At 58.8% G+C, this 24,258-nt stretch carries 23 protein-coding genes; 13 read left to right on the top strand and 10 right to left on the bottom strand.

The window, feature by feature from the left end:
* From WD429_RS12580 to WD429_RS12565, 4 genes are all read left to right on the top strand, one after another.
* Positions 1–2,433: hypothetical protein (locus WD429_RS12580; protein ID WP_368422526.1), on the top strand; the 2,433-nt coding region annotated here is incomplete at its 5' end.
* Positions 2,426–3,826, top strand: coding sequence for a hypothetical protein (locus WD429_RS12575; protein WP_368422525.1), 1,401 nt, complete (start codon positions 2,426–2,428; stop codon positions 3,824–3,826). The genes WD429_RS12580 and WD429_RS12575, both read left to right, overlap by 8 nt.
* Entirely contained in the window at positions 3,819–4,388 is a 570-nt protein-coding gene (locus WD429_RS12570; RefSeq protein ID WP_368422524.1) for a hypothetical protein, read from the top strand. Before WD429_RS12575 ends, WD429_RS12570 begins: the two co-directional genes overlap by 8 nt.
* Before the next feature lie 138 nt (positions 4,389–4,526).
* Positions 4,527–5,300 carry a substrate-binding periplasmic protein gene (locus WD429_RS12565; RefSeq protein WP_368422523.1) on the top strand — a complete coding sequence of 258 codons (774 nt, stop codon included), beginning with the start codon at positions 4,527–4,529 and terminating at the stop codon, positions 5,298–5,300.
* A 39-nt stretch (positions 5,301–5,339) separates the two neighbouring features.
* On the opposite strand, the gene WD429_RS12560 is transcribed toward WD429_RS12565, so the two are convergent.
* From WD429_RS12560 to WD429_RS12535, 6 genes are all read right to left on the bottom strand, one after another.
* Positions 5,340–6,374, bottom strand: coding sequence for a hypothetical protein (locus tag WD429_RS12560; RefSeq protein WP_368422522.1), 1,035 nt, complete (start codon positions 6,372–6,374; stop codon positions 5,340–5,342).
* Between the two features lie 11 nt (positions 6,375–6,385).
* The gene (locus WD429_RS12555) at positions 6,386–6,976 is read right to left on the bottom strand and encodes an SAM-dependent methyltransferase (RefSeq protein WP_368422521.1); all 591 of its coding nucleotides are present in this window, start codon (positions 6,974–6,976) and stop codon (positions 6,386–6,388) included.
* The gene (locus WD429_RS12550) at positions 6,973–7,893 is read right to left on the bottom strand and encodes a galactosyltransferase-related protein (protein ID WP_368422520.1); all 921 of its coding nucleotides are present in this window, start codon (positions 7,891–7,893) and stop codon (positions 6,973–6,975) included. The genes WD429_RS12555 and WD429_RS12550 overlap by 4 nt, the downstream gene beginning before the upstream one ends.
* Entirely contained in the window at positions 7,883–9,127 is a 1,245-nt protein-coding gene (locus WD429_RS12545; protein ID WP_368422519.1) for a hypothetical protein, read from the bottom strand. The genes WD429_RS12550 and WD429_RS12545 overlap by 11 nt, the downstream gene beginning before the upstream one ends.
* Before the next feature lies 1 nt (position 9,128).
* Positions 9,129–11,309 (bottom strand): HAD-IIB family hydrolase, encoded by a 2,181-nt coding sequence (locus tag WD429_RS12540; protein WP_368422518.1) that lies wholly within the window; start codon positions 11,307–11,309, stop codon positions 9,129–9,131.
* Positions 11,310–11,392: 83 nt separating this feature from the next.
* A complete protein-coding gene (locus tag WD429_RS12535; RefSeq protein WP_368422517.1) occupies positions 11,393–12,196 on the bottom strand; it encodes a PIG-L deacetylase family protein in 804 nt (267 codons plus the stop codon).
* 434 nt (positions 12,197–12,630) lie between these two features.
* Between WD429_RS12535 and WD429_RS12530 the strand changes: the two genes are divergently transcribed.
* Both WD429_RS12530 and WD429_RS12525 read left to right on the top strand, forming a co-directional pair.
* Entirely contained in the window at positions 12,631–14,223 is a 1,593-nt protein-coding gene (locus WD429_RS12530) for a hypothetical protein (protein ID WP_368422516.1), read from the top strand.
* A 20-nt stretch (positions 14,224–14,243) separates the two neighbouring features.
* The gene (locus WD429_RS12525) at positions 14,244–15,590 is read left to right on the top strand and encodes a S41 family peptidase (protein ID WP_368422515.1); all 1,347 of its coding nucleotides are present in this window, start codon (positions 14,244–14,246) and stop codon (positions 15,588–15,590) included.
* Between the two features lie 31 nt (positions 15,591–15,621).
* On the opposite strand, the gene WD429_RS12520 is transcribed toward WD429_RS12525, so the two are convergent.
* The 4 genes from WD429_RS12520 to WD429_RS12505 all read right to left on the bottom strand — a co-directional run bounded on the left by WD429_RS12520 (position 15,622) and on the right by WD429_RS12505 (position 18,215).
* Complete coding sequence (locus WD429_RS12520; RefSeq protein WP_368422514.1) at positions 15,622–16,416, bottom strand: RES family NAD+ phosphorylase; 795 nt, start codon at positions 16,414–16,416, stop codon at positions 15,622–15,624.
* A complete protein-coding gene (locus WD429_RS12515) occupies positions 16,413–16,778 on the bottom strand; it encodes an antitoxin Xre/MbcA/ParS toxin-binding domain-containing protein (protein ID WP_368422513.1) in 366 nt (121 codons plus the stop codon). The genes WD429_RS12520 and WD429_RS12515 overlap by 4 nt, the downstream gene beginning before the upstream one ends.
* A gap of 115 nt (positions 16,779–16,893) precedes the next feature.
* Complete coding sequence (locus tag WD429_RS12510; protein ID WP_368422539.1) at positions 16,894–17,550, bottom strand: transglutaminase-like cysteine peptidase; 657 nt, start codon at positions 17,548–17,550, stop codon at positions 16,894–16,896.
* 8 nt (positions 17,551–17,558) lie between these two features.
* Positions 17,559–18,215, bottom strand: a complete 657-nt coding sequence (locus WD429_RS12505; RefSeq protein WP_368422512.1) for a type II secretion system protein N — start codon at positions 18,213–18,215, stop codon at positions 17,559–17,561.
* A gap of 192 nt (positions 18,216–18,407) precedes the next feature.
* Between WD429_RS12505 and gspE the strand changes: the two genes are divergently transcribed.
* The 7 genes from gspE to gspK are packed head-to-tail and all read left to right on the top strand — an operon-like array spanning position 18,408 to position 24,256.
* Complete coding sequence (gspE, locus tag WD429_RS12500; RefSeq protein ID WP_368422511.1) at positions 18,408–19,916, top strand: type II secretion system ATPase GspE; 1,509 nt, start codon at positions 18,408–18,410, stop codon at positions 19,914–19,916.
* Between the two features lie 4 nt (positions 19,917–19,920).
* Positions 19,921–21,135, top strand: coding sequence for a type II secretion system inner membrane protein GspF (gene gspF / locus WD429_RS12495; RefSeq protein WP_368422510.1), 1,215 nt, complete (start codon positions 19,921–19,923; stop codon positions 21,133–21,135).
* A gap of 58 nt (positions 21,136–21,193) precedes the next feature.
* Positions 21,194–21,655 (top strand): type II secretion system major pseudopilin GspG, encoded by a 462-nt coding sequence (gspG, locus tag WD429_RS12490; protein WP_368422538.1) that lies wholly within the window; start codon positions 21,194–21,196, stop codon positions 21,653–21,655.
* Positions 21,656–21,661: 6 nt separating this feature from the next.
* Positions 21,662–22,192: a type II secretion system minor pseudopilin GspH gene (gene gspH, locus WD429_RS12485; RefSeq protein ID WP_368422509.1), complete on the top strand. Its 531-nt coding sequence runs from the start codon at positions 21,662–21,664 to the stop codon at positions 22,190–22,192.
* Positions 22,189–22,563, top strand: a complete 375-nt coding sequence (gene gspI, locus WD429_RS12480) for a type II secretion system minor pseudopilin GspI (protein WP_368422508.1) — start codon at positions 22,189–22,191, stop codon at positions 22,561–22,563. The genes gspH and gspI overlap by 4 nt, the downstream gene beginning before the upstream one ends.
* A complete protein-coding gene (gene gspJ / locus WD429_RS12475; RefSeq protein ID WP_368422507.1) occupies positions 22,563–23,270 on the top strand; it encodes a type II secretion system minor pseudopilin GspJ in 708 nt (235 codons plus the stop codon). The genes gspI and gspJ overlap by 1 nt, the downstream gene beginning before the upstream one ends.
* Complete coding sequence (gene gspK / locus WD429_RS12470) at positions 23,267–24,256, top strand: type II secretion system minor pseudopilin GspK (RefSeq protein WP_368422506.1); 990 nt, start codon at positions 23,267–23,269, stop codon at positions 24,254–24,256. Before gspJ ends, gspK begins: the two co-directional genes overlap by 4 nt.
* The last annotated feature ends 2 nt before the right edge of the window (positions 24,257–24,258 follow it).

Here is a 24,258-nt window from a genome sequence, read left to right as displayed (position 1 = left end):
GAAACCCGGCTGGTGAACGACCCGGCCAAGCTCAAACAGATGCTGTACAGCAGCGAGCTGATGAATGCGGATGCGGTGCGCTATTCCGTGCTGCCCCTGGGTGAATCCGACGAGCGCCGGGTGCAGTCGCTGCGCACGCTGATTCTGCTGCTGTTCGAAATGAAGGCGGACGATCAGGCCATGGCCAATGCGGTGGCCAGCATCATTGAGGCGGACAAGAAGTTTGCCGACGATGCCTTCGATTTCAACATTGACGATTTTCTTAACCGGCACGAACAGTTAAAGCAGCAACAAACCCAGCTGAACCAAATCGAAAAAGAACGCTCCCGGTTTGAAAAGCTGCAAAGGGATTACCAGGCCTACCAGACGCTGCTTCGCAGCCAGCACGACTTTGCTGCGTTTCGGGATGGCGTATCGAATGCCCTGCAGGACATTGGCACCAGGCGCAAAGCCGCGGTGGAGGCGTTCAATGAACAGAACGAGACCTTGCGCCATGTACTGCAGGCCCTGAAAAAACTGGAGCAGGACGCCAGCGGTCTGAAAGGCGAGATCCGTTCCGCCGACCGTCGCATAAAACAGGCGGAGCAGAGCCAGAAAGATGGCGACCTGCTGGTCTCCCAGTATGGGGAGATGACTCTGCAGGAAATCGAGGACATCCAGAAAGAGGAACTCGAAAGCAAGAAAGGGCATCTGGCCGCATTAAAGAGTGCCGCCCAGGCGGAGATCCGGCTCGAGCAGATCCAGCGCAAAAAGCAGGAGCTGGAGCGCAAACTCGACTCCCTGAAGGAGCGTGAAAGCAAGCAACAATGGCAGTTGCAGAACCAACTGAGTGAGGCCACCGCTGCGCCTCTGCGGGCCGTGGACCCCCGATTGGTTATGGCCAGCCCGGGCCAGGATCTGGATGCCGACAGTAAAGCCGCCATCGAAGCCTTTGCCCGGCTGTTTGTGCCCAATGACAAAGGCTTTGACTGGTTCGACGCCGAATACCCGGCCCAGCCCGCCCGGCAGACCGACTTTGCTGAGCAGCGCCGGCATATGGAAGGCGAGCTTCATGGCCTGGAAAGGGAGCGTTCGGAGCTGGCGGATACCGCCAACCAGGAACAGGATCGGCCCCGGTTGATCGAGCGCACGGAAAAGGAAATCCGCGCCATCGAGAAAGACCTGGATACCCTGAGCCGTTACCCCGCGGCCGCGACCACCCTGCGGGACGCCACCGAGGAAAAGCAGGCAGCGGAGGAGCAACTGGCCAAGCTGGAAGAGCAGGCGCGGCTGGAGCAGGAGAAACAGGACGCCGTTCAGAAAAAAGCCGCCAAAGCCAGAGCCGAAAAAGAGCGTATCGAAGAACGGGAGCGGGAACTGGCGGGCCTCAGCCGCAGCGTGGGGACCGTGGAGCACCGGTTCCCGTACCTGAAAACTGTGGAAGCTGAGCAGCTCCTGGCTATCGAGCAGGTGTCTGTTACCGCGTTCGACGACCTGCAAACCCAACTGGACGATCTGGAAGAGCGCCGTCGCAGTATCCTCGACCACCTGCGTCAGTTCGTCTATCTGGGTATTCATGAAGACGCCGAAGGCGAGTTACAGAAAGACAGCCCGTCGTCATCGGTTATTCGCGAGACGTTCAAAAGCCTGTCGGATCTGTTTGCCGGCATGGCTGAGCGCTGGAATGTGCTGGAGCAGCAGGTTGGCATCCACAACGAGACGGTGGCCAGCTACCGGCAGGCCCTGAAATCTAATCACGAGCACATTGCCCGTTTTGAAGCGCAGCTTAATCGCGAACTGGACGGCGTGCGCATCAACGATCTGGTGGAAATCCGGGTGGATATCCACACCGACCCGAAATTCCGCAATCTGGTGGAAGAAGCCAACAACATCGACCCTTATGGCAATCAGCTTCAGTCGGATGCCTTCTATGATCGTTTGCGGGTGTTTGTGGCGGACTTTTTCGGAGAACAGGGCGGCAGCAAGCGCCTGACGATGGACAGGGTCATCACCGGCATTTCCTACCGCACTCGCAAGGAAAACGCCGCGAATCTGGACAAGAAGGGCCAGTCCACGTCCACCACGGCACTCATCAATCTGGAACTGGTATACCGGCTGCTGAAACGGGTGCTGTATCCCGGCGTGCAGCTGTCGTTCCCCATGGTTCTGGACGAGCTGGCCAGCGTGGACATCAGCCAGATGCCATCCTTGTTGGAGCGGTTGCGCAAGCAGGGCTTCAACCTATTCTCTGCTGCCACCCATAGTGCCAGCGCGGAAGTCATTTACCTGATCGGCCGGCATCTGGAAGTAGGGCAGATGCGTACCGCGCGGCCTTATAGCCCGCAGCGCACCCTGGTGTTCTGGGGCGGTGCCGAAGGTTTCACCAACGGCGAACCCCTGAGCCACTGGGCTGATCAGACCCAGAACAGCCTGCTGGAGCCGGCGGATGAGTAAACGCTTCAGCACCCTGGACACCACCCGGCTGCTGTTCGAGCACCCGAAGATTCTGTTCCGGATGATCGAGCGGATGGGCCGGAACGAGGCCCGTTACATTCGCGAGAGTGATCTGGTGGCGGAGGTGATGGACTACACTCGCACCCTCGGCAAGGCTGACCGGGACCGGGTGCGGCTGGCGTTGAACACCGACAATCTGTTCCGCAGCGGCCTGGTGATCGACATCATCAAGGCCGAGGGTGAGCGGCGGCTGGTGTTCCAGGATGCCCTTATCAACCTGATGCGGGCCTGCAACGCGTCGCTGTACCAGGAGTTGACCGATGCCCGCCTTCGGGGTCATCTCGTGACCCTGCGGGACGTTCGCAATCGACTGGAAATCAGCAGCTTCAGCGACGCGGACCCGGACTACACCGAACTGAGGGACGACCTGAACGAACGGGTCAGCCAGCTGATCGGCCTTTTACGCCAGAACGTCCTGCGCATGCAGACCATCAGCACGCAACTGGCAGACATGTCCGGCGACGCCAGCCGGGCGCCAGAGAAATACCTGGAGTTCCGCCAGAACCTGTTCGAGCAGATCGTTACCCTGTATGAACGTCACATCAAACCGACCCTGGTGTTCCTCAACCCGGACACCCGCCTGCCAGATGGCAGCAACCTGTTCGAGACCCTGGAAGCCATAGTCCGGCTGCTGGAAAACCACGGTGACCAAAGCCTGGCGGACCAACTGTTCCGTTCCTCCATCAGCCTCAACGCCCTGTACAAACCGATTCAGGCGGTGGCCCAGGAGGTGGAGCACTTCCTGCGCAAGACCCGCCAGGGCATGGTCCAGTACAACGCCATGGAGCACTTTTACGGCAAACTCCAGGAACTCAAGGACGAGACCGAGACCCTCAGCCTGAAACGAAAATGGCTGGAAGGCGGGGACTTTGCCCGCAGCACCGGTTTCCTGATCGGCCTGCGGGCCCAGCAGCGCCCGAAGTACTACGCCTTCGGTAACTCGTCCAGCTACTACCAGTTGTTGTTCAGCGAACTGGAACTGCGCCTGAACGATCTTCGGCGCAAAGCCGAGGTGCCGGTTCTGCAGGAAGTGGAGGGAAGCGGCCGCCACACCCGCATTGATGTTCAACGCATCAACCAACTCTACCAATGGCTGGAAACCCTGGAGCTAAGGCCCACCACCGACCTGGTGCGGGAGCTGCATGGCCGCCTGGATGGCTTTATCCCTGGCTACCGTTTTCCGGACTTGTTGGCGGCCCTGAACCGGCTGGTAAACATGCCACCGGAGGGCTTGCAGGTAGTCACTACCAACCGTTTCCGAATCCTGGATCAGTCATCCGATAGCGAACAGTTCATCTACCGCAAGCGCCGCCTGGAGCCACAGCATGTCTGAATTCGAGCAGATCCTACCCGCCCACAGCGCGGCCATCTACCGGGAATTCCAGGCCGGCCGGGTGATTGTGCGCGACGTGTGGGACTGCAACCGCTCCGAGCTGCAGGCCAACCCGCTCTACAACCTTTTGTACAACCAATTGTCCCACTTCCGGACCTTCTACGAGCACCTGGGCAGCGAGCTGGTGTTCAACGAAACCGGCTCGTTTTTCTTTCTTAAGGAAAGCAGTGACGACGAGAGCGAGGAGCACGACGAGAACGCCTTCCGGGTGCAGGTGATACTGCTTCTCATCGGACGTTATTTCGCACGCAGCGGCCGGGATCTGGATTACCTCGGCCGCCCGGATGCCGGCTTGAATGAGCAGGACGTCAGCGCCATGGCCGGCGACGACGAGTATCAGGATATTCTCAGGGCGGCACGCTTCGAAAAAGGTTTGTCCGAAGCGCTGGACTATCTGGATAAACGGAACCTGTTGTTCCGGTCCGGTGCAGGGCGTTATTTTCTGAGCTCCGCTGGTCTCTATTTTCTCCAGGAGTTGGTTAGAGAGTATGAGCAGGGTTAGAGGAAGCTGTTTTTAACAGTTGACCTTAATCATTAAATAACAGGTAAATACTATGGAAGTTGTAAGCTAAACGCTCAAAGTCGACTAGACTTCACTAAAAATTAACGCCCAAGTTTTTGACTTTGCTCAGGTTACAGTATGTATCTTCCGTTCAATTTGCTCAAAATGCAGCCACTGATCATGCAAACTTTGGTGATGTTGACGGCCTGGTCTGCCATCGTGGCAACGTCCCCGGCCTCAGCAGAACAGCGCCCAGACACGCTGCGACTGGCCGTCATTGATGACGTACCCAGCACCCACATGGCTTATGAATTAGTCCGTGCTGCTTACGATCAGCTTGGCATTACCGTGGAAACGGTTGTTGTGCCATCTCGCAGGGCTTTGGCTTTAGCGGATGCTGGCGGGGTTGACGGTGATCTCTTCAGGATTAAAGGGATGGCGGATCAGTACGCTAACCTGGTGCAAGTGCCTTATCCGTTGTTGCAAGGGCGTCTTCTGGCAGTCGTTCGCGATGACAGCGACATTCAGACAATTGAGACAAGCAGCCGCCCCCTGACGGTTGCGATCCGCAGAGGGGTGATTATTGCGGAGAGAGCGGCCAAGTCGGAGGGCATGTCACCGCAATTCGCGAGAAACTATCGTCAGATTCGTCAAATGCTTGATTGGGGGCGGGTTGATGTTGGGCTGGTGTCTGACATTGAGGGGCACTCACCGCTGAATAATCCCGAGTGGGATCATCTCCGCGCTCTACCTGTACCCGTTGCTCACTTCACCCTTTTTCACTACGTCCATCGCCGGCATGAACACCTTGTAAAGCCTCTGGCAGAAGCTTTAGAGAAGCTCCATAACGATGGTGAGAAACGCAAAATTTTCGAGACAGCGCTTCACCGAGAGCGTGCAAGCCGGAAATGAGGCCTGCGCTCCCAATCGAGACTGACTACTCGGCAGTTTTTACTGAAGCGTGCCTGAGCAGAATTCCGGATGCGCTTCCAGATAGCTCCCCAGTTCCTCCAGATCGCGCTCGGCGTGACACTGGCGGATGTAAAGGGTGAGTTCAGCGATGCGGCGGGCGTTACCGGTTTCAAAGGCAAAAGGGCGGGGGCCCAGGGTACGCCCGAAACGATCCAGAATATCGGTGCAGGCCCGTTCTATATGATGTCGTGCTAACAGCGCCGTGGGAAACAGGTTACCGGAGGTGTTGTCGGGGTCGGCATCGATCTGAGCCGCTGCCCATTTGAGCAAGGCGTTCATGCTACAGACCGAGGAAACCATCGCGCCAAGGTGTGCCCTGGCATGGCCGTTTTGGAGTGATCGCTTCCGCACTGAGTCCACCAGCCCCATTGCACCACCCACCCAGCATGCGGCGGGAGCGAGGGCCCCGAGGCAAAAGCCCGGGCGGTCGAAATACCATTTGTGGTCGCCTATGCAGTTATCCTCCTTAACCGACAGTCCTCCGAAGCTGACGGTCCAGGTATGGGTCTGTGCAAACGCGGGTGCTACCCATTGGCCGGCCTCGAAACGCAGATAGTCTCTCGCACCGGCTGCCCGCATATTCACATCAACCAGCTGTTCGGCAGGGTAGACGTAGATGAGCGCCCGGTCGACGATATCAGATCCACTGCAGAAGGGTTTGCTGCCAGTGAGTTCGGCGGGTTCGCCCCCGGTGCCGCCTTCCGTCAGGTCAGTGGTATCTGACGGTCCGCCCGAGGCCCATATGGCATAGAGTTTATTGCTGACGGCCGGGTGCCCCGCTTCCCGAAGGATCTGCGTGGCGTCCAGGTGACCTTCGATGAGGCGCGCCAGCCCAAGATCACAGCGGGCCACCTCGTTCAAGAAGCCCAGCCTGGAAAAACTCTGGCCTTCCCCCATCGGCGGCACGTTCGCCTGAATGTAGGGCAAGAGTTCGAGGGCGACACTCCGGTAGTCATCGGCACTTGGGGCTTCCGGCAGGCCGGACAGCGGTTTTTTGAGCGCGTTGTGGTCCATGTTTATCCTCCTCACTTACTCCAGCGCTGTAGCGCATAACCCTCCCCAGGACTCTCCAGTTCGCCCGGGCTGCCCAGAACACGAGCCAGAATGTCGTGCACCTCCGTACCATGAAGCCGGTGGTCGTCAGAGTGACCCAGCCAATGGCAGGCGATCAGACGCCCACCCGGTTCCAGCTTTGACCAGAGCAGGACCACCAGGGTTTCCAGTTTATGGGGGGTGAAGTAGTAGCCGATCTCTGAAAACACGATGAGGTCGCAGGGCTGTTTCGGCACACCTTCCGGTAGGGCACCTTGATGGGCGTGGACCTGGGGGTAATCACGGCACCTGTGCCTGGCTGTCTTGATGGCCGAGGCGGAGAAATCGATCGCCTCCAGGGACTGGCAGAGCGGTGCCAGCATAGCCGTAAGCTCACCAATGGCGCACCCTGGTTCAAACGCTGACCGGTACTGCCTGTCATTGAGGCGCGCGACGATAGCGGCGTAGCGCTCCCGTTCGTAATTGGAGTGACGGAAGTCCCAAGGGTCTTCAGCGCGCTGATAAAGACGTTCAAAAAATTCCGGCGAGGTGTCCGGTCTGGGCGGTTGGTGAGGTGCGGTCATGCGAAAGCCACCTCCGGCGGCTGGCGACAGGCCTGGATTTCATCGTTTGTGGGCCGTCGAATGACTCGAATATCAGCCGCGTCCGGGGACCATGCGATCAACTCTTGGGCTACGAAATACGCCAGCCAGTACTCCATGCACCAGTTGCCCCATTTGTGGTAAAAGCGGCGGGCATTACCGAGAATGTCCTCGAACTTGTCCAGGGGCGGCGTGTGTACCGGATGATACTGATGCACGGCCATCGCGTTCCCGCACCACCCCAGGCGAATGCCGTCCACAGCCAGCTGCTCAGCGAAATCGGTCTCTTCGCCACCATAACCAATGTAGGTCTCGTCCATGCCGCCCACAGCCTGGTATTGCTGGCGGGTCAAGGCAAATGACAGCCCCCACAGAGCACGGGTCTCGCGCTCAGCGATCCATCCTTCGCCCGGCACCGGAGGGCGGGCCGGATGCTGCCTGGCGTGGGTCAGCAGGTCGCTGAATGTGGCACCGGTTATATCGGCCCGGGCGAGGCTGCCGGGTAGGTAACGTACTTCACCCAGAAGACAACGGCCCGAGGCGTCCAGTTGGTCTATAAAGCTCGCTACGAGGGTGGGGGAGGGAATACAGTCGACATCGAGAAAGATCAGGCGCTCTGCCCGGGCCCTTGCCGCGGCTGCGTTTCTGGCCGCAGCCAGCGGAAGCCTGGACCCGGGTACGTCAACAACGTGGACCGGAAAAGGCACCCGTGGGGAGATTGTCGGTGGCGAGGGTTGCATACTGGCGACCACCAGTTCGATATCCAGACAGGTCTGCCGGCTCAGGCCTGCAACCAGCGCATCAAGGTGCAACTGGCGATGGCGCACCAACGTCAGTACGCTTGCCACAATAGGACGACCTGGGCGAGTGTTGATCGTAGATGGAAGCTCAGACGTCATGGGGCAGAGGTCCTTCAACGCCGCCGTAAGTACGCGGCAAAGGTGCCCGCACCGGCTTAAGCCTGCTATTAGAGGACGTCTCCATCAACTCATCCGCTGCACTGTGCTGCCAAAGGCGCTGGATCAGATCCTCCAGAAAGTCGGCGGCGCGTTTCGCAGCCTGGTTATCCACCAGCTCACGCTGCCCCGATATATCGCACTGATTGGCTTTGTCTACCAGGGCACGCCATTGCGCAAAACTGGCAGGCCATCTGGGCGAATAAGCCGCCAGATTGTGGGCCGCTAACGCCTGGCCTTTGCATGCCTGCTCGTCGTAATAGCACCACTCGGGGATACAGATCAGGGGCCGCCCGACTCGCGCGATTTCGTGGGTCAGGGTGTCGCCTGGCGTTGCAATGACCAGGTCGGCAGCGGCGAGGTAGTCGTTGACGTAATCGACCCAGCCGACGTTGACCAGATTCGAGAAATCGGTCTCGTGGCCGTAGCGCACGGTTTTACCCACCATCAGCCAGAGCGCATCCGGGTAGGCCCGTGCGGCAAGGGTAACCGGCGCTACGGGAATGCCAACGCCCCCGTTGCCGGCCACAACCACAAAAATTTTCTGATCCGCGGGCAGGCCCAGTGTCTGACGGGCCGCAGTCCTGTCCGGAACGGGTGCGCGGGTATCGATCAGGCCTCCGGTATAAAAGGTGCGCTTGCGGAAGCGGTCAGGCCAGTCCGCCTGCTCCAGCGCCTCGCTGTAGGGTGCCAGCATGGCCGCGCAGGCGGAATAGGCGGCCTGATGGGCAGCGTCTCCACGATCACCATGCATACGGATCTTGACCACCGGCACACTGCAGATCCGGCCAAGCAGCGCCAGTTCCGCCGAGACATCTACCACAAACAGGGCAGGATCTTCCCGTGCCAGCCACGCTGCGATGATGCCGCCGGTTCCGCGAATCGCCGAGACACCCACCGGTGCGCAATCCAGGGCGAGGCAAGCCGGCTCCCTATGCAGTTGTTCGGATCGCGCCTGCTTGCCATGGAAGTCCGGTATCTGTATCACCTCGGCGTTGTCGGGCAGGCTCGGGAATATCTCCGGTCTGGCACAGAAGATCGTAACCGGCCGCGGGCGTAACGCCTGCGTGATCGCAAGACAACGCTTGGCATGGCCGTGGCCCTGATGGTGCACGAAATAGCCGACCGGTCGCCGGGAGAGGTCGGTCATATTCGCCGGAGTTTGCTGTGAGGACATGTCAGGCTCCCGCTTTTATTTCCGTGACCCCGTCCAGCGAAGTCAGGGGTGAAGGGAGGGGTTGAGGCAAGGGTTGAGGCAAGGGTGCCTGTACCTCGGTGGCACAGCGCCGGTAACGTAGGCCTTCCATGATGCCGGCGGCACCCGCGGCCCGCGCCCAGTAGATGTTCCTGTATCCACACAAGGCGTTAAGTTCATCCGTGTGGTTTGCGACGGCGATGCCAAAGGCGGCGTGGCGCAGGAGGTCCAGGTCATTACCAGAGTCTCCTGCGGTGACTACCTCCGGATGTTCGATACCGTACTGGTTGCGAATGAAGTCCACAGCAAGTGCTTTGCCGCTGTGCAACGGCAGTACATCGAGCAGGTTACCGTGAGAACAGACCAGGCGAGCTGCGTGTCCAGCCATCGCCATCGATTGCTCAAGCTCATTGACCAGGCCCCGTGCGGTCAGGCCCATATTCACAAGTCGGGATTGGCGGATGAAATAGCTGAGCTTGAAGCGGGACTGGGCACGACCTGGCTGTTGCACCAGCGCGGGGTGGTCATCAAGCAACCGCTGGCAGCGAGCCCTGTGCCAGTCCCCCGTAAGCTGCCGTTGCCAGTCTTTCATGGGCCGGGGCTTGCCGGAGTCGTCGAACTGATAAACGGAAGACCCCACGTCCGCAACCAGAATATCCGGGCGGGGTGCACCCCAGGTTTCCAGCTCTCTCAACGCGTCACGTAACGAGCGTCCGGTTGCAATGACGAACAGGCAATGGGGATTCTGGCGGAGCCAGTTCTTCAATTGTTCCAGTCCGTCACGGTGGCCGAGCAATGTGCCATCCATATCGGTGGCAAGCAGACCCGGAGCGAATTGGAATTCCTTGTCTTGCGGGTAGATCTGGTGGGATAAGAAGCCCGTATCCCGCAGGTATTGGCCGGCGTGGCGCGACCAGCTGTAGAAGTCCACGTTGCGGTGCCCGCAGGCGCTGTAACGCTTCCACGCCAGGCCGTCCTCGAGCAGGTGCTGACAGGCGTTGGCTATGGCCTGAATGTCCGTAGGCGGAACCAGCAGCCCGTGCTGGCAGCGATGGATAATATCCACGGGCCCGCCTTCGCGAGTCGCAACCACCGGCATACCCGCGGCTGCAGCCTCGAGCAAGGTCAGGCCGAAGGGTTCGTTGAGGGCCGCGTTCACGAATACTCCGTGGCGTTTTGCTGCCCACTGGTAGATAGCGGGGACCTGTTCGAATTCGTGGTGTTTGGGATACGCAACATCGCCATACAGGTCGTACTCGTCAATCAGCTGTATGAGCCGATCCCACACCTGGCGCGCTTCAGTTTCCCGGGTGTCGATGTTCCTTCGGGTCCCGGCGTAGATAACCAGATTGGCCTGTTCACGAAGCCTGGAGTTTTCGCCATAAGCCTTCACCAGGGCGCACAAATTCTTCTTCTCCACCGGCCGCGCGATGGCCAGCAGGCAGGGGCGGTCAGGATGACGCAGAAACCGTCGGAGCTCCGCATCAACCTGGCTGATCGTCTCGGGAGATGCCGGTTTACGGAAGCTGTTCACGTCACAGCCAGGGGGATTAACCTGGGTTTTGTGCAGATCGTGGTGGCGGTACATGCCGTACTGAACCCGCGCTTCATGCTCGGAACTGGCGATCACGCCGTCGGCATTTTTCAGGACCAGCTCCTCGAAACGTATTCTCCGCCTCAGCTCCGCAGGGACCACCCGCTCGCGGGGTACATGTTTTGACTTGGGAGCTCCCAGAGAGTGCGCTGTGAATACATATGGGATACCGAATGCCGCTTTTAACCGCATGGCCATTACGCCGGCATCCGCATAGTGGGCATGGATGAGGTCCGGGTGCACCCCTTCCCGACGCATCCTCGCCATCAGCGAATCCACCATGGGAGGCAGTTCCCGCCATAAGGCTTCCTTGGGTAGGTATTCCGACGACGCCCCCCGGCAACGCCAGAGTGTGGCGTTTTGCCCCAGCGGTTCCTCGAGGCGCGCGTATTCAGGGCCAAGATGCGGGGCATCGAAGGCCCGGGTAACTACGATCTGATGAGAAATTTCAGGACGTTGGGAGAGCGCCTCCACCAGCTCCAGGAGGTAGCGGATATGGCCACCGGTGTCGGCGGTGCGACCATAGGGAATGGACCCGGACTTCAGGCAACCCTGAAGCGCGATGTGCATGATCACTCCGCGACCTGTGCGGAACCTTCCCATTGGCTTGCCTCCTTTCTTCCAAATGGGCGCGCAGCCCGGCATCAGTGACATTATGAGTAGCGCGGGTGGCATTCATTCCACGCAGCAATATCGCGGATCAGGGCAAACGATTCAGCGTCTTGCAGCTTGGCTTTCAACAGCACTTCGGGCATTCGAAAACCTTCGGCGTGGGCCGGGTCGATGACGCCGAGTTGGGAGCGATGCTGATAAATTGCCTCCCGCTTCAGGGCAACCAGATCCGAAATATCATGGGTATATTTACACTCATTGGCTGAAACCCGGGGTGGACGCTCCTCGGGTGGCCAGATCTGATAACTGAAAAAATGCCCGACCGGATGGTCCACGACGACGTTTGCCAGCAGTCTCGCGGTCATGCGGTGGTCGGCATGACAATCATCGATGGCCGGTACAAACACCGTTCTGATGCTGCGAGACTGCATTACCCTCAGAATGCAATCACGAAGTTGTGAAGACTGCTCAGGCTCGAGGTGCTCCAGCCCGCCATCCGGAAGCGCCAGCCGGATGATGTCCGGATCGGTCAGCCCCAGAACCTTCAGCGCGTTTCGCTGTTCGCGCTCGCGGATACCCCCAAGCCTCGCCTGCCAATCTGTATCGCCGGGATGGGAAGCTTCGCCACGAGTCATGGCCAGCACGGCGACGGCACAACCCAGCGCGGCGCAGCGCGCGATCAGCCCTCCGCAGCCCAGGGTCTCGTCATCCGGGTGGGGCGATGCGATAAGCATCGGACTCAATGCCACAATAGAAATGGCGACAAGGTCGCTCTGGTTTACGGCTTTAAGGGTGACTACAGGGAAACGTTCAGCTGGTTGGCGAGCGCGAGCGATCTGTTCCATTGATCAATCCTCCTGATTTGCAACATACGCGCACCTGGCGGCGTGCAGAAATAACATAAGTTAAATATGGCGATTTCAGGATTACGGACGGCGTAGGCGAAATGAACGTTCTGACCTAATCAAAAGCAAGATGATGTGGTTCTGGAGTCAACGATGCAGAGGCAAAGGAACTATACTTTGAGGATTACCATCCAGCCTCAACGCGGAGCACAGCAGACGCGATCAGTGTTAGCAACCAGTTTATATCATTTATCCTTTTGGTGAAGGCAACGACTACTGAGACATAAATACTGCTCGCCAAACAACTTTGACAGGAGTAGCTTAAAAGTTATCAGCTGAGCATGTAGGGCCAGTTGCTGGCAGTTTGTTTTCAGTGGCCGACTGGTGTGTTTCGTGCCAGCTTCACCAGCAAAACGGCCGACTGGAGTCCTGTCATGAACACGACTTTGCGCTTTGCAATGCTTACTGCTGCCCTGAGTTTCTCCTGTCTTCCCGCCATGGCCTACCAGGACGCCATCGGTAGCGTCGATTTCAATGCGGACTGTGATAAAAATGTACGCGCTGATGTTGATCACGCTCTGGGAATGATGCATCACATGATGTACACCCAGGCTCGTGCCGAGTTTGAGGCCATTGCCAAGACCGCCCCGGGCTGTGCTATGGCTCACTGGGGCGAAGCCACGACCCTGTTCCAGCCGCTGTGGGGCACTACCCCGAGTGCTGGCGACATTGCCCGGGGTCGCCAGGCAATCCAGAATGCTCGTGACAATGTCGAAAATCAGCGGGAACAGTTGCTGATTGACGCCACCGCCGCCTTCTTCGACCCTGATACCGATCAGCTCAGGGAGCGTCTGGCCGGGTGGATCAAGGGCATGGACAAGGCTTATCAGGCCTTTCCCGAAGATCTCGACGTTTCGACACTGTACGCGCTGTCTCGCCTGACCCTCGCACTGTCCGCCGACGACCGTAAAGCGCTGCATAACGAAGCGGAGGGAATTCTGCGTAAAGCCTGGGAAACCACGCCCACTCATCCGGGGGCTGTGCATTACACCATTCACGCTACGGATGCCGATGGCCGTTCAGGCAATGCCCTTGAGATTGTGGAGTCCTATGGGGAGATCGCCCCCAATGTACCCCATGCCTTGCATATGCCCTCACACATTTATGTTCGGCTTGGCGACTGGCCACGGATGATTGACTGGAATCGCCGGTCTGCCGATATTGCGGTTGATCACAAGGTCGATGGCGCTACCTCGTTCCACTACATCCACGCCCTGGATTATCTGGTTTATGGTCATCTCCAGCGTGGAGAGGACAGTGCGGCAAGGGGCGTTTGGGAAACCGCTCAGGCTAATGGGCCTCACGAAGGGAATTTCCCCGGGGCCTACCACCTGGCCTCCATTCCCGCACGGTTGGCGGTTGAATCCCGGGACTGGAAGGCGGCGGCTGCCATAACCCCTCGTGCTGTAGAATACATCAGCTGGGACCAGTTTCCCTGGCCGGATGGCCTGAGCTGGTTTGCACGTGGACTGGGTGCTGTTCACACCAGTGATCTGGACACCGCCCGCGAGGCGGAGCAGCGGTTAGCGGCACTGGTGGAAAGTGCCAGTTCCGCTGCCGATCAACGGTTCTCGACCTACCTTGAAGTGGATCGCCGGATTCTTGCCGGCTGGATTGCACAGGCGGAAGACAAACCCGAGAGGGCCATTGAGCTGATGCGTTCAGCGGGGGAGCTGGAAGCGACGGCCGAGAAACATCCGGTCACACCGGGTGCCCTGCTTCCTCCCTATGAGTCGCTTGGCGACCTGCTGCGTGCACAGAATCGCCCGGGGGAAGCTCTGGTGGCGTATGAGAATTCCGATCGCACCTGGCCGCAACGCTACAACACCCTGGAAGGGGCCGCCCGAGCGGCCAGTGCCAGCGGTGATACCGAGTCCGCCGTGGCATGGTCCCGCCGGCTGTTGGAAGCCGCGCCAGCAACCGAGCGTCACTCGATCAATCAGATCAAAGCTTTGGCGGAGCGTTGAGCAAAGGGGAGACCCTCTTCATGGCAGCCACCGGCCAGACCAGGCATTCTTCTTCCACCCCGGGCTTTGACCGCCTGCAAGGTGCCTGGCGGTCGCGAGGCTACGGCAAGGTTCTGCTGATCGAAGATGACGAGTACACCTTCTTTGAGGAAACTGCCATCAGTTGCCTGAGGCTCCACACCGGGCCGCTCGACGAGCTGGGCCACAGGTACGAGGACCTTAAGGTATCGCCCGGCCAGAAGGCGTTCAGCGCCCGCCGGGCAACGGGGGTGACGCGCGTTGGTTTCCGTCGCCTGCAGGCGCTGCCCGACACCCTCGCCGACCCGCACGGCCGGGACAAGGAGGATCCGGAGTATAACTTCGAGGTGTTCTGGCACACCTTTGCGGAACAGTACGCGCTGTTCCCCCTCAAGGAGGTGGACTGGTACCAGATATACCTGCGGTTTCGTCCCAGGATTACGTCCGACAGCGAGCCGGAAGTGCTGTACGCCACCCTCGCCGCCATGCTGCGCCCGCTCAGGGATGGCCATGTCCGGCTGGACACTCCCTGGGGGCACTACAACGCAGGTGCGCTGCCGGCACTCTACAAACGACTTGATGCCGAGCTCGAGGAGGCCGGTGAACACCGGGAAACCACCAGCTATCTGCGAGAGCTCAGGGACTGGTTGCGCGAGGTGATCCACTTGGATTATCTCGGCGGCCAGGTCCGTCATGGCTGCAATCACATGGTGGAGTGGGGGCACCTGAACCAGACCACCGGTTACCTCAATGTCCGTGCCATGGCGGGGCAAAGCGGCAAAGTGGGGCACCCAGCGGACGACCTCGCCGCTACCCATGCCGTGATGCAACAGGTATTGGCTGAACTGGGCAGCCTGCCCAGCCTGGTCGTGGACGTGCGGGGCAACGGTGGCGGCTACGATGGCGTAGCCCTCTGTTTTGCCTCCTACCTGATGGACCGCAAACGCCTGGCGTTTACCAAATCTGCCCGGCAGGGGGACGGGTTAACGGGACAACAAGCGGTGTATATCACCCCCGCGACCGGGGACACCTACGGCGGCAATCTGTTTGTATTGACCAGCGAACTCACCGCCAGCGCCGCGGAAATCTTCGTGCTTGGACTGCTGCAGCATCCCCGCTTGACGCTTATTGGCGATCCTACCTTGGGCATTCTGTCCGACACCCTCGAACGGCACCTGCCCAACGGCTGGCACCTGACCCTGTCGAACGAGGTATACCGGGCCTATGATGGTGAGACCTACGAAGATATCGGCATTCCGCCGCACATTCGCCTGCCGTTTCTCAGCCGCAGGGGCAGGGAATCGGGCCGGGATCCCATGCTTGACCGGGTGCTCAAATTGGCGCGCTGATACCGGCGTCATGCGAGGGCGGGGCATATTCTTAACTCGCAGGGAGCGGCAACTTGCCACCCACCATGAACGTGTCGAGGGCGAACGCCGAAGCTGTTTTCTGTCCATCCTCGTTTGTCAGGCTCATAGTGACAGTGGTCGGGTCCGCCATTATGATCAGGCGATAGCGATTTCGCGGTTTACTGTCCTTCAGCGCGCGTGGGGAAAACAAGGCGGCGTTAACGCCTTCCGTCCCCGTTGCCGGTGAGTAAGGCAGCCGGTATAGGCCAGCTTGCCGAGCCCGTGCCGACAGGAACTGAAAACCCTCGATTCCGGCTTCCCGCATGGCGGTCCCCACCTGTTGGCAGGCGTCGTAACTGGCGGGATCGGTAAGCTCTTCGTGGAGATCTTCCCAGGCGTTGTCCTGCAAGCGAATGCCTCGACCGGTGCGCATCCTGGTGGCAAACAGGGTGTGCAGGGTTTTGAGGGGCCTGGGGTAGGGCGAAACCATGTCGTTGATAAAAACGAAACGGTAGAACGCCGCCTCGGCAAGCGCTGTATTAATAGCCATGGCCCCGTAAAAGAGGCTTTTCTCGAAGGGCCGGCCAAAACGGGAGCCAAATTTCAGCGGAGGGTAACGGAAGGGTGTGGCCAGCAGGTAATGGAGGTCTTCCGTGTCTTCGGGTCGCCTTGGCTTGCTGCGTTCAAGTAACTCTTCGAGCCTCATCTGCTGCTGGATGTTGTCCACCAGTGCGGTGGTGGCAATCTCTTCCTGGGACTCCACCACGCGATAGATAGTACCCTGAACCACCGTGATGCAAGACTCGATGCGGTCCGCGACGCTCAAATCTTGCCCCGCATGGCGTCAAGGTAATAGTTCACCCGTACCAGCCCTTCCGCCGATTTGACCAGATCGCGGGGCACCGCCCCGAAGTAACGGTTTTCTGTACAGAGCCAGTGCCTCATGGCTTCCTGGTCTCCACCTACCAGGGCGTAAACACTGCGATAGAGGCGAATAAACAACAGGGCCAGTTCGCCTGCTTTGCTGGTTGGATCGATGCCGTCCCGCAGCAGGCCGGTTCGATTGCGACCGACAATCTCCGCTACGTCCGTTTGGGTAAGGCCCAATGCTTTGCCGGCATTCAGCAGGGCTTTGCCAAGCAACGCTTTATCGTTGATGTCGGGCCGGGCGTGGGATGCAACGGTCATAGCAACTCCGATTTCGATGTATACCTTTCACATTATAGCTTTAAATAGTGAAAATGCGACAAACACCGATAGATCATCACTTCGGTGGAGTAATGGCCGGTCAGCCCGAAGGTCATTAGCGCATAGCGTCGATCAGGCGACTGTTGACGTCCTGCCAGCGCTCGAGCCCTTCAGGTTCGCCGATGCGCTCTTGCTGGCCGCCGGGTTGGTTGAGCCACAGGCCCTCACCGTTGAAGCTGTAGACAGGTTCCAGGTCCTGGCGCTGGGATGCAGGTTTGATCTCGTTGATCAGATTATCGAGAATCAGCGGATCGGCGTCGGGTTCCGGGTACCAGGCGAGAACCATGTGGGCCTGATTCAGTTCCAGCGCTTTGACGTACACGATGCGCATTTGCTCGTCAGGAACGCCCATGGATTTGAGGGTGAGATACTTGGCGATTGAAAAATCTTCGCAATCGCCTCCGTTGGTGGTCAACAGCTCCACGGGAGTGGCCCAGTAGTCTTCCTCGCCCCAGTGCTCGATGTCGCTAACAAAGCGCGCCCGGTTAAAGAAGGCGTTGACCAGTTGAAGTTGTCGATCGACGGGCGCTCTCGATGCCAACCGATGGAGGTTTTCCCAGTTTTCGAGGCGTCCGTAGGCCTCACTACCGAATTCTTCGCGAACGTAGTCCATGAGGCGGTCGCTCAGCTCGAACGCGGTAACGGTGGTCACCAGTATGATCAACCCAAGCAGGACGGTGCAGCGGGGGAATGGGCGGGCTGCCGTCTCCATCATCAGGCTTAGCTGTTATTGTTCCGCAGGCGTTCGCGGAGTTGTTCAAGCCGGCGTCGGATTTCTTCGCGGCGCTGGTCATCGTTAGCGGGGGCGGAGGTTTCGGGTGAGGCGTTCGGGGACTCCTGGGCAGCCGGTGAGGTTTCATCATCACCGTTGGTGTTGGCGGCGAAATCGACGCCTTCGCGGTTGTCGACTTCGGGGAAATACAGGTTTTCGAGCTTGCCGTCACGCGCGATGATCACGCGGTTCGCATGGACCGACCGGAGTTCCGCGTTGCCAGGCAGTTCGTCCCCTACCAGGTAGGCTTCGGTTTTACTTTTTTCATCCTCAATCAGAGCACTGCCGGGGAATTCACCGTCCGCCGCCAGCACGCCGCGCAGGAACAGGCGAAGGTTGGTTTCGGGAAGGTTCTCGGTATCAATGTCCGTTGGGCCGGTGCTTTCTCCTGCTTTGCCGAACAGGTCAAGTGAGGCCAGTTCTACATCCGGCGGGCCCTGTTCATCCCCAACGGCCGCCGCATCGGTGGGGCCGTTGCTTGCCTGTTGCGATTTCTGACCTTCTGCTTGCCAAAAACTGTAACCTTGCCAGGCGGTTAGTCCAATCATGGCCGCTGCGGCGATGGCAGCCAGAAGCAGGGGGATGCGAGTGTCGTTCAAAGGCATTGGGTGTTCCGGCTGTGAGTTGTCGGCCTTGTGAAAAGACCACAGGTTATCAGACTGCAGTGCTTAAATGGCAGTATAGTGTATAGAGTTATTCAGCGGTTCCAAAACCTGTGGTAGCCTGCCTGAATCGATTGAATAAAAAGGGTTTACGGAGACAATTTTCCCGTACCTGGCAACAAAACGAGGACGACCTTGAACACAGATCACGAACTACAGCCGCAGGATGCTCCGCTGGGCCGTCTTCCGTTCGCCTTTGCCAAGCGCAACGGCGTTATCCTGACCCGTGATGACGGCGGCGATCCGGTCATTCTCGTTCGTCCGGGGGCAGGGCATTCCGCCCTCGCAGAAGCGAACCGTATCAGTGGCGGCCGGGCGCGTTTTTCTACCGTCGCCCCGGATCATTTCGACGCGGCCCTGAACGCGGCCTATCAGAATGATTCTGCCGAAGCCATGCAAATGGTCGAGGGCATTGGTGATGATATGGATCTGGCCTCCCTGGCTGATTCCGTGCCGGAAACCGAAGATCTGCTCGAGCAGGAAGACGATGCGCCGATTATTCGTCTGATCAACGCCATCCTGACCGAAGCGGTCAAAACCAACGCCTCGGACGTTCATATCGAGACCTATGAGAAACGGCTTGTGGTCCGGTTCCGGGTGGATGGCGTTTTGCGGGAAGTGGTTCAGCCGAAGCGGGCTCTGGCACCGCTGCTGGTGTCACGCATCAAGGTCATGGCGAAACTGGATATTGCCGAAAAGCGTGTGCCTCAGGACGGGCGTATCGCGTTGCGGGTGGCTGGCCGTGAGGTAGACATCCGGGTATCCACCATGCCCTCCTCAAGCGGGGAGCGGGTGGTGTTGCGTCTGCTGGATAAACAGGCCGGCAACATCCGCCTCGAATCGCTGGGGATGGAAGGCCGGGACCTGGATGTATTACGCAAGCTGATTTACCGCCCGTACGGCATTTTGCTGGTGACCGGCCCGACCGGCTCCGGTAAATCCACCACGCTTTATGCCTCTTTGCTGGAAATCAACGACCGGACACGCAACATCCTGACGGTTGAGGACCCGATCGAGTACAACCTGCCGGGCATCGGCCAGACCCAGGTCAACACCAAAGTGGATATGACCTTCGCGCGGGGACTCCGGGCGATTTTGCGGCAGGACCCGGATGTGGTGATGATCGGCGAGATCCGTGACCTGGAAACCGCTGAGATTGCCGTGCAGGCCAGTCTGACAGGGCACCTGGTGCTATCGACACTGCACACCAACACGGCGGTTGGTGCCATTACCCGCCTTATGGATATGGGCATTGAGCCGTTCCTGATTTCATCCAGTCTGGTGGGCATTGTTGCCCAGAGACTGGTTCGCAAGCTGTGCATCGAGTGCCGGGAGTCCTACGTTCCGACCGCCGAACACTGCGAGTTTCTCCAGCTTGATAAAGACAACCCGCCAATGATTTTCCGTGCCACGGGTTGTGACCACTGCAATCACCTGGGATATCGGGGGCGCATCGGTATTTATGAAGTCGTCGAGATAACCCGAGAGATCAGTGCACTGATCCACAAACGGGCAGGGGAGCTGGACCTTGAGCACGAAGCGCGGCTGTCGGGCCCAAGCATTCACGCAGACGGTGTTAACAAAATTATGGATGGCGTAACGACGGTAGAAGAAGTTCTTCGCGTAACCCACCGGAGCCAATAGCGCCATGCCTGCATTCGAATACAAAGCGCTGGATGCCCGGGGCAAGCAGAAACAGGGTGTGGTCGAGGCGGATGCCCCCCGCGCCGTCAGGCAGCAGCTCAGGGAACGCGGCCTTACACCACTGGCGGTTGAGCCAGCCGCCGAGAAGCAGGCCCGTAGCAGCAACCCGTTGAGCAGCCGTGGCAGTCTGGCCGCCGCGGATCTGGCGCTGGTTACCCGCCAATTGTCGACGCTTATCCAGTCTGGTATCCCAGTGGAACAGGCTCTGTCCGCCGCGGCTCAGCAGTCAAGCAAGCCCCGGCTTCGCAGCATGCTGATCGCGATTCGTGCCAAGGTGATGGAGGGGTACAGTCTGGCGGATAGCCTTGGTGAATTCCCCAGGGCGTTTCCCCGGCTTTACCGGTCGACGGTCGCGGCTGGGGAACACGCCGGCCATCTCGACCTGGTATTAAACCGGCTGGCGGATTACACCGAGGCCCGCCAGGAATCGCGGCAGAAAATCCAGCTTGCGGCCATTTATCCGATCATTCTGAGCATCGTGGCCATCGCGATTGTGGTGTTCCTGTTGACCTACGTGGTTCCGGACATCATCGAAGTGTTCGTCAGGCAGGGGCAGGACCTGCCGGGCCTGACGGTGGCCATGCTCGCGGTGTCGGAATTTTTGGGCAGTTTTGGTGTCTACCTCTTCATATTGTTGGTGGTCGGTATCGTTGCGTTCCGGGTTGCCCTGCGCAAACCGGCGTTCCGGCTGAAGTTTCATCGTGCGTTACTGCATATGCCGCTGTTTTCCGGAATGGTGCGGGGCGTTAATACCGCCCGTTACGCCAGCACCCTCAGCATCCTGACCACCAGCGGTGTGCCGCTGGTGGATGCCATGCGGATTGCCGGGGAAGTGCTGTCAAACGATTACCTGCGGCAGTCATTGCGTGATGCGGCGCGAAAAGTGAGCGAGGGCGGGTCCTTGCACCGGGCATTGGACCAATCCGGGTATTTCCCGCCGATGATGTTGCACATGATCGCCAGCGGCGAGTCCAGTGGTGAGCTGGATAGCATGCTGGAGCGCACTGCGAAAATGCAGGAAAACACCCTGCAATCACAAATTGCGGCCATCGTTGGTTTGTTTGAGCCGATGATGCTGTTGTTCATGGGCGCGGTGGTTCTGATCATCGTGCTGGCCATCATGCTGCCAATTCTCAATATGAGTAATCTGGTCGGCTGACCTGAAACCTTATCCCGACGACACTGGAAAGAGAGTTCTTCAAATGACCCATACAGCAATGCCCCCTCAAACGAATCGAGCTCTGACGGCTAAACAGAAGGTGAGCGGCTTTACCCTGATCGAAATCATGGTTGTCATGGTTATTCTGGGCCTCCTGGTGGCGATCGTTGCGCCGAACATTATGGGCCGCAGTGACCAGGCGAAAGTGACGGTGGCGGAAACCCAGTTGAGCAACATCGCCAATGCGCTGGATCTGTATAGGCTGGATAACAGCCATTATCCGTCCACTCAGCAAGGTCTGGAAGCGCTGGTCGATAAACCCAGCGGTAGCCCGGAGCCCAGGAACTGGAACCCGGACGGTTACCTCAAAAACGTTCCGGAAGATCCCTGGAATGCGGAATACGAATACGTCAGCCCCGGCACGGAAGGCCCTTACGACCTTTATTCCCTTGGTTCTGACAACCAGGAAGGCGGCGATGGCGATGCGGCCGATATCAGTGTCTGGAAAGCCCGGGACTGATGACAGGTGGGTAATCGAACAACAGCCTCAGGCTTCACGCTCATCGAAATACTGGTGGTCCTTGTTGTGGTTGGGCTCCTGGCGGCATTGGCGGTGATGAACCTTGGTGGCGGCTCCCAGCAACGTGAGATGGAAAACCACGTGCGGGAAACGTTTCTGATGATGCAGACAGCGTCGGAGCAGGCGGTGTTGAACAACATCGAACTGGGGTATGTGCTCGAGAGTGAGGGTTACCGGTTTGTGATGTTTGACGAGCAGGCAAACGAATGGACCGAGCCGGCGGAGCGTATGTTCCGTGAGCGAAGCTACCCGGAATGGCTGGTACTGACCGAATACATTGAAAGCGACACGCCGCGCCTTGCCTCGAAAGAAGATGAGTTGCGCCCCGATATTGTGTTTTTTTCAAGCGGCGAAACAACCCCTTTTGAACTTGAATTCACCATTGGTGACGACAGTTCACACATGCACGTCCTGGCGTCTGATGGTTTGTCTCCCATGGAGTGGCGAAAACCTGGTGGTGACGGGGACGACGAATGAATCGAAACCGCGGCTTCACGCTCATCGAAGTGCTGGTGGCGCTGCTGGTGTTTGGCCTGATAGCAACAGCGGCTGCAGAAGTTGGCAGTCAGTATATCGGAAGCTATGAGCGTGTTCGGGATAAAACCCTGGCCGCCTGGATTGCCGGTAACCGGATCAATGAATTGCGGCTTGACGAGGCGTTGCCGGCTATCTCCGAGAATTCCGATGACATGGACTACGGGCCTTTTCGCTGGCAGGTTACCACGGCGGTGCTCGCCACAGAGGAACCTACCATGCGCCGGGTCGAGGTGACGGTTGCCCGCTTTCGGGAAGACGGCAGTGAACCGCTTCCCGTTCATACACTGTCAGCGTTCCTCGGAGAGAACTGATGTCCCAGAAGGGCTTTACGCTGATGGAAGTGCTGATCGCTGTCACGATCACTGCGGTGATAGGCCTCGGTGTGTGGCAGGTGATCAGCAGTGTTGTGTTGTCCCGGGATCGGGTGAATGAAGCGGCGGATGCGTTTGATCAGGTTCAGCGCACCATGCTGCTGCTCGAGCGCGACCTGACACAACTCGTTAACCGGCCCGTTCGGGATATGTACGGTGATTTTCAACCGGCGTTGACCAGCCGCGAAGATGAATTCGAACTGATCCTCACCCGGCAGGGGTGGCGTAACCCGCTGGGAACCCGCCGTAGCTCGCTGCAACGTGCCGGATGGGAATATACCGGTGAGGAGCTCAGGCGCAGACATTGGCTCACCGTTGATCAGGCCCAGGAAGACAACAGCCGGGACCTGCTCGTGCTGCCTGACGTGACGTCCTTCGAGGTTCGTTTTCTCGATTCCGATCGCAACTGGTCAGACGGTTGGCCAACCGAAGAGGCCATGGCCAACCTCAGCCCAGGTTCCCGCCCGGAGATACCCATGCCCATTGGCATTGAGATAACGCTGGAACACGAGCAGTTCGGCGAACTCGCCCGTACCTTTGCTTTGCCTAATTTCGATGGCAGCGGTGCCCAGGGTATGGTGAATGCCGTTAATGAAGCGGGGGCTGAGACGGATACGGATGAACAGGAAGAGGATGACGCCCAATGATCCGTCATCGCCAGCAGGGTGTGGCATTGATTATGGTGCTTCTTGCCATGGCTCTGATCGTTATGCTCGCCACAGGCATGACGCAACAGCAAAGCGTTCGGGTTTTCCGCGCCGGGCACTACCTGGCGCAACAGCAGGGTCAGGCCGTTGCCTTGGGCGCGGAAGCGTTTGCGCGTCAGATTCTGGTTAAGGACTTCGAAAAAGATAAAGAAGACAATGTCATGGTCGACAGCCTCGACGAGTTCTGGGCCGCCAATGCCGCCATTCTCCCTCTGGATGACAATGGCGTGGCCGAGGTTCAGATCGACGACCTGGGCGGGCGCATCAATCTCAACGATCTCGTGTCCGCCAATGGTCAGGTTGATCCGCTTACCCGGGACCGGCTGACCCGGTTGCTGATGGCGCTGGGCATTTCCGCGTTATCGGTTGATACGCTGGTAGACTGGGTTGATCCCGATGACCAGACGGTCAGCGCTTATGGTGCGGAAGATGGCCAGTACCTGATGGCCGACCCTTCGTTCCGGGCGGCGAATCAACCCTTTGTCAGCGTGTCGGAACTGCGACTTCTGGAGGGGATGACGGAGGAAATCTACCGGCAACTGCAGCCCCATGTAGCCGCGTTACCGGTCAGCGGTCTGGGCATTAATGTTAACACCGCCAGCGCCCCGGTTTTGCGCTCCCTGCATGAGGAGCTGACACAGGCACAGGCAGAGTCTATTCTTGAGAAAAGGAAGGAGGAACGATTCGAAAACCTTCAGGATTTCCTCGCTCTGCCTGAGTTTTCAGGCCTGGGTCTCAAGTCAAACGGGCTGGGGCTGCAGACCCGGTTCTTTGAAGTCGTTTCACGAATTACCTACGATGATCGCGTGGCGAACCTGGTCAGTACCGTATTCCGCAGCCCTGAGGGTGAGGTGCAGACGGTTCACAGGGACACCGGCCAAAAGAACCGTATTACCAAAGAGCCTTTCACCATTTCAGAAGGATAGAC

The sequence above is a fragment of the Marinobacter sp. genome (genome assembly GCF_040904845.1).
GTDB lineage: Bacteria > Pseudomonadota > Gammaproteobacteria > Pseudomonadales > Oleiphilaceae > Marinobacter.
The sequence above is the reverse complement of the archived record's forward strand: the minus strand, read 5'-3'. Positions and strand labels throughout refer to the sequence as shown.

What these genes read in the sequence shown, in the direction of transcription:
- WD429_RS12575 (WP_368422525.1), top strand. Translation starts at nt 2,426, where the DNA reads ATGAGTAAACGCTTCAGCACCCTGGACACCACCCGGCTGCTGTTCGAG.
- WD429_RS12570 (WP_368422524.1), top strand. Translation starts at nt 3,819, where the DNA reads ATGTCTGAATTCGAGCAGATCCTACCCGCCCACAGCGCGGCCATCTAC.
- WD429_RS12565 (WP_368422523.1), top strand. Translation starts at nt 4,527, where the DNA reads ATGTATCTTCCGTTCAATTTGCTCAAAATGCAGCCACTGATCATGCAA.
- WD429_RS12560 (WP_368422522.1), bottom strand. Translation starts at nt 6,374, where the DNA reads ATGGACCACAACGCGCTCAAAAAACCGCTGTCCGGCCTGCCGGAAGCC.
- WD429_RS12555 (WP_368422521.1), bottom strand. Translation starts at nt 6,976, where the DNA reads ATGACCGCACCTCACCAACCGCCCAGACCGGACACCTCGCCGGAATTT.
- WD429_RS12550 (WP_368422520.1), bottom strand. Translation starts at nt 7,893, where the DNA reads ATGACGTCTGAGCTTCCATCTACGATCAACACTCGCCCAGGTCGTCCT.
- WD429_RS12545 (WP_368422519.1), bottom strand. Translation starts at nt 9,127, where the DNA reads ATGTCCTCACAGCAAACTCCGGCGAATATGACCGACCTCTCCCGGCGA.
- WD429_RS12540 (WP_368422518.1), bottom strand. Translation starts at nt 11,309, where the DNA reads ATGCACATCGCGCTTCAGGGTTGCCTGAAGTCCGGGTCCATTCCCTAT.
- WD429_RS12535 (WP_368422517.1), bottom strand. Translation starts at nt 12,196, where the DNA reads ATGGAACAGATCGCTCGCGCTCGCCAACCAGCTGAACGTTTCCCTGTA.
- WD429_RS12530 (WP_368422516.1), top strand. Translation starts at nt 12,631, where the DNA reads ATGAACACGACTTTGCGCTTTGCAATGCTTACTGCTGCCCTGAGTTTC.
- WD429_RS12525 (WP_368422515.1), top strand. Translation starts at nt 14,244, where the DNA reads ATGGCAGCCACCGGCCAGACCAGGCATTCTTCTTCCACCCCGGGCTTT.
- WD429_RS12515 (WP_368422513.1), bottom strand. Translation starts at nt 16,778, where the DNA reads ATGACCGTTGCATCCCACGCCCGGCCCGACATCAACGATAAAGCGTTG.
- WD429_RS12510 (WP_368422539.1), bottom strand. Translation starts at nt 17,550, where the DNA reads ATGGAGACGGCAGCCCGCCCATTCCCCCGCTGCACCGTCCTGCTTGGG.
- WD429_RS12505 (WP_368422512.1), bottom strand. Translation starts at nt 18,215, where the DNA reads ATGCCTTTGAACGACACTCGCATCCCCCTGCTTCTGGCTGCCATCGCC.
- gspF (WP_368422510.1), top strand. Translation starts at nt 19,921, where the DNA reads ATGCCTGCATTCGAATACAAAGCGCTGGATGCCCGGGGCAAGCAGAAA.
- gspG (WP_368422538.1), top strand. Translation starts at nt 21,194, where the DNA reads ATGCCCCCTCAAACGAATCGAGCTCTGACGGCTAAACAGAAGGTGAGC.
- gspI (WP_368422508.1), top strand. Translation starts at nt 22,189, where the DNA reads ATGAATCGAAACCGCGGCTTCACGCTCATCGAAGTGCTGGTGGCGCTG.
- gspJ (WP_368422507.1), top strand. Translation starts at nt 22,563, where the DNA reads ATGTCCCAGAAGGGCTTTACGCTGATGGAAGTGCTGATCGCTGTCACG.
- gspK (WP_368422506.1), top strand. Translation starts at nt 23,267, where the DNA reads ATGATCCGTCATCGCCAGCAGGGTGTGGCATTGATTATGGTGCTTCTT.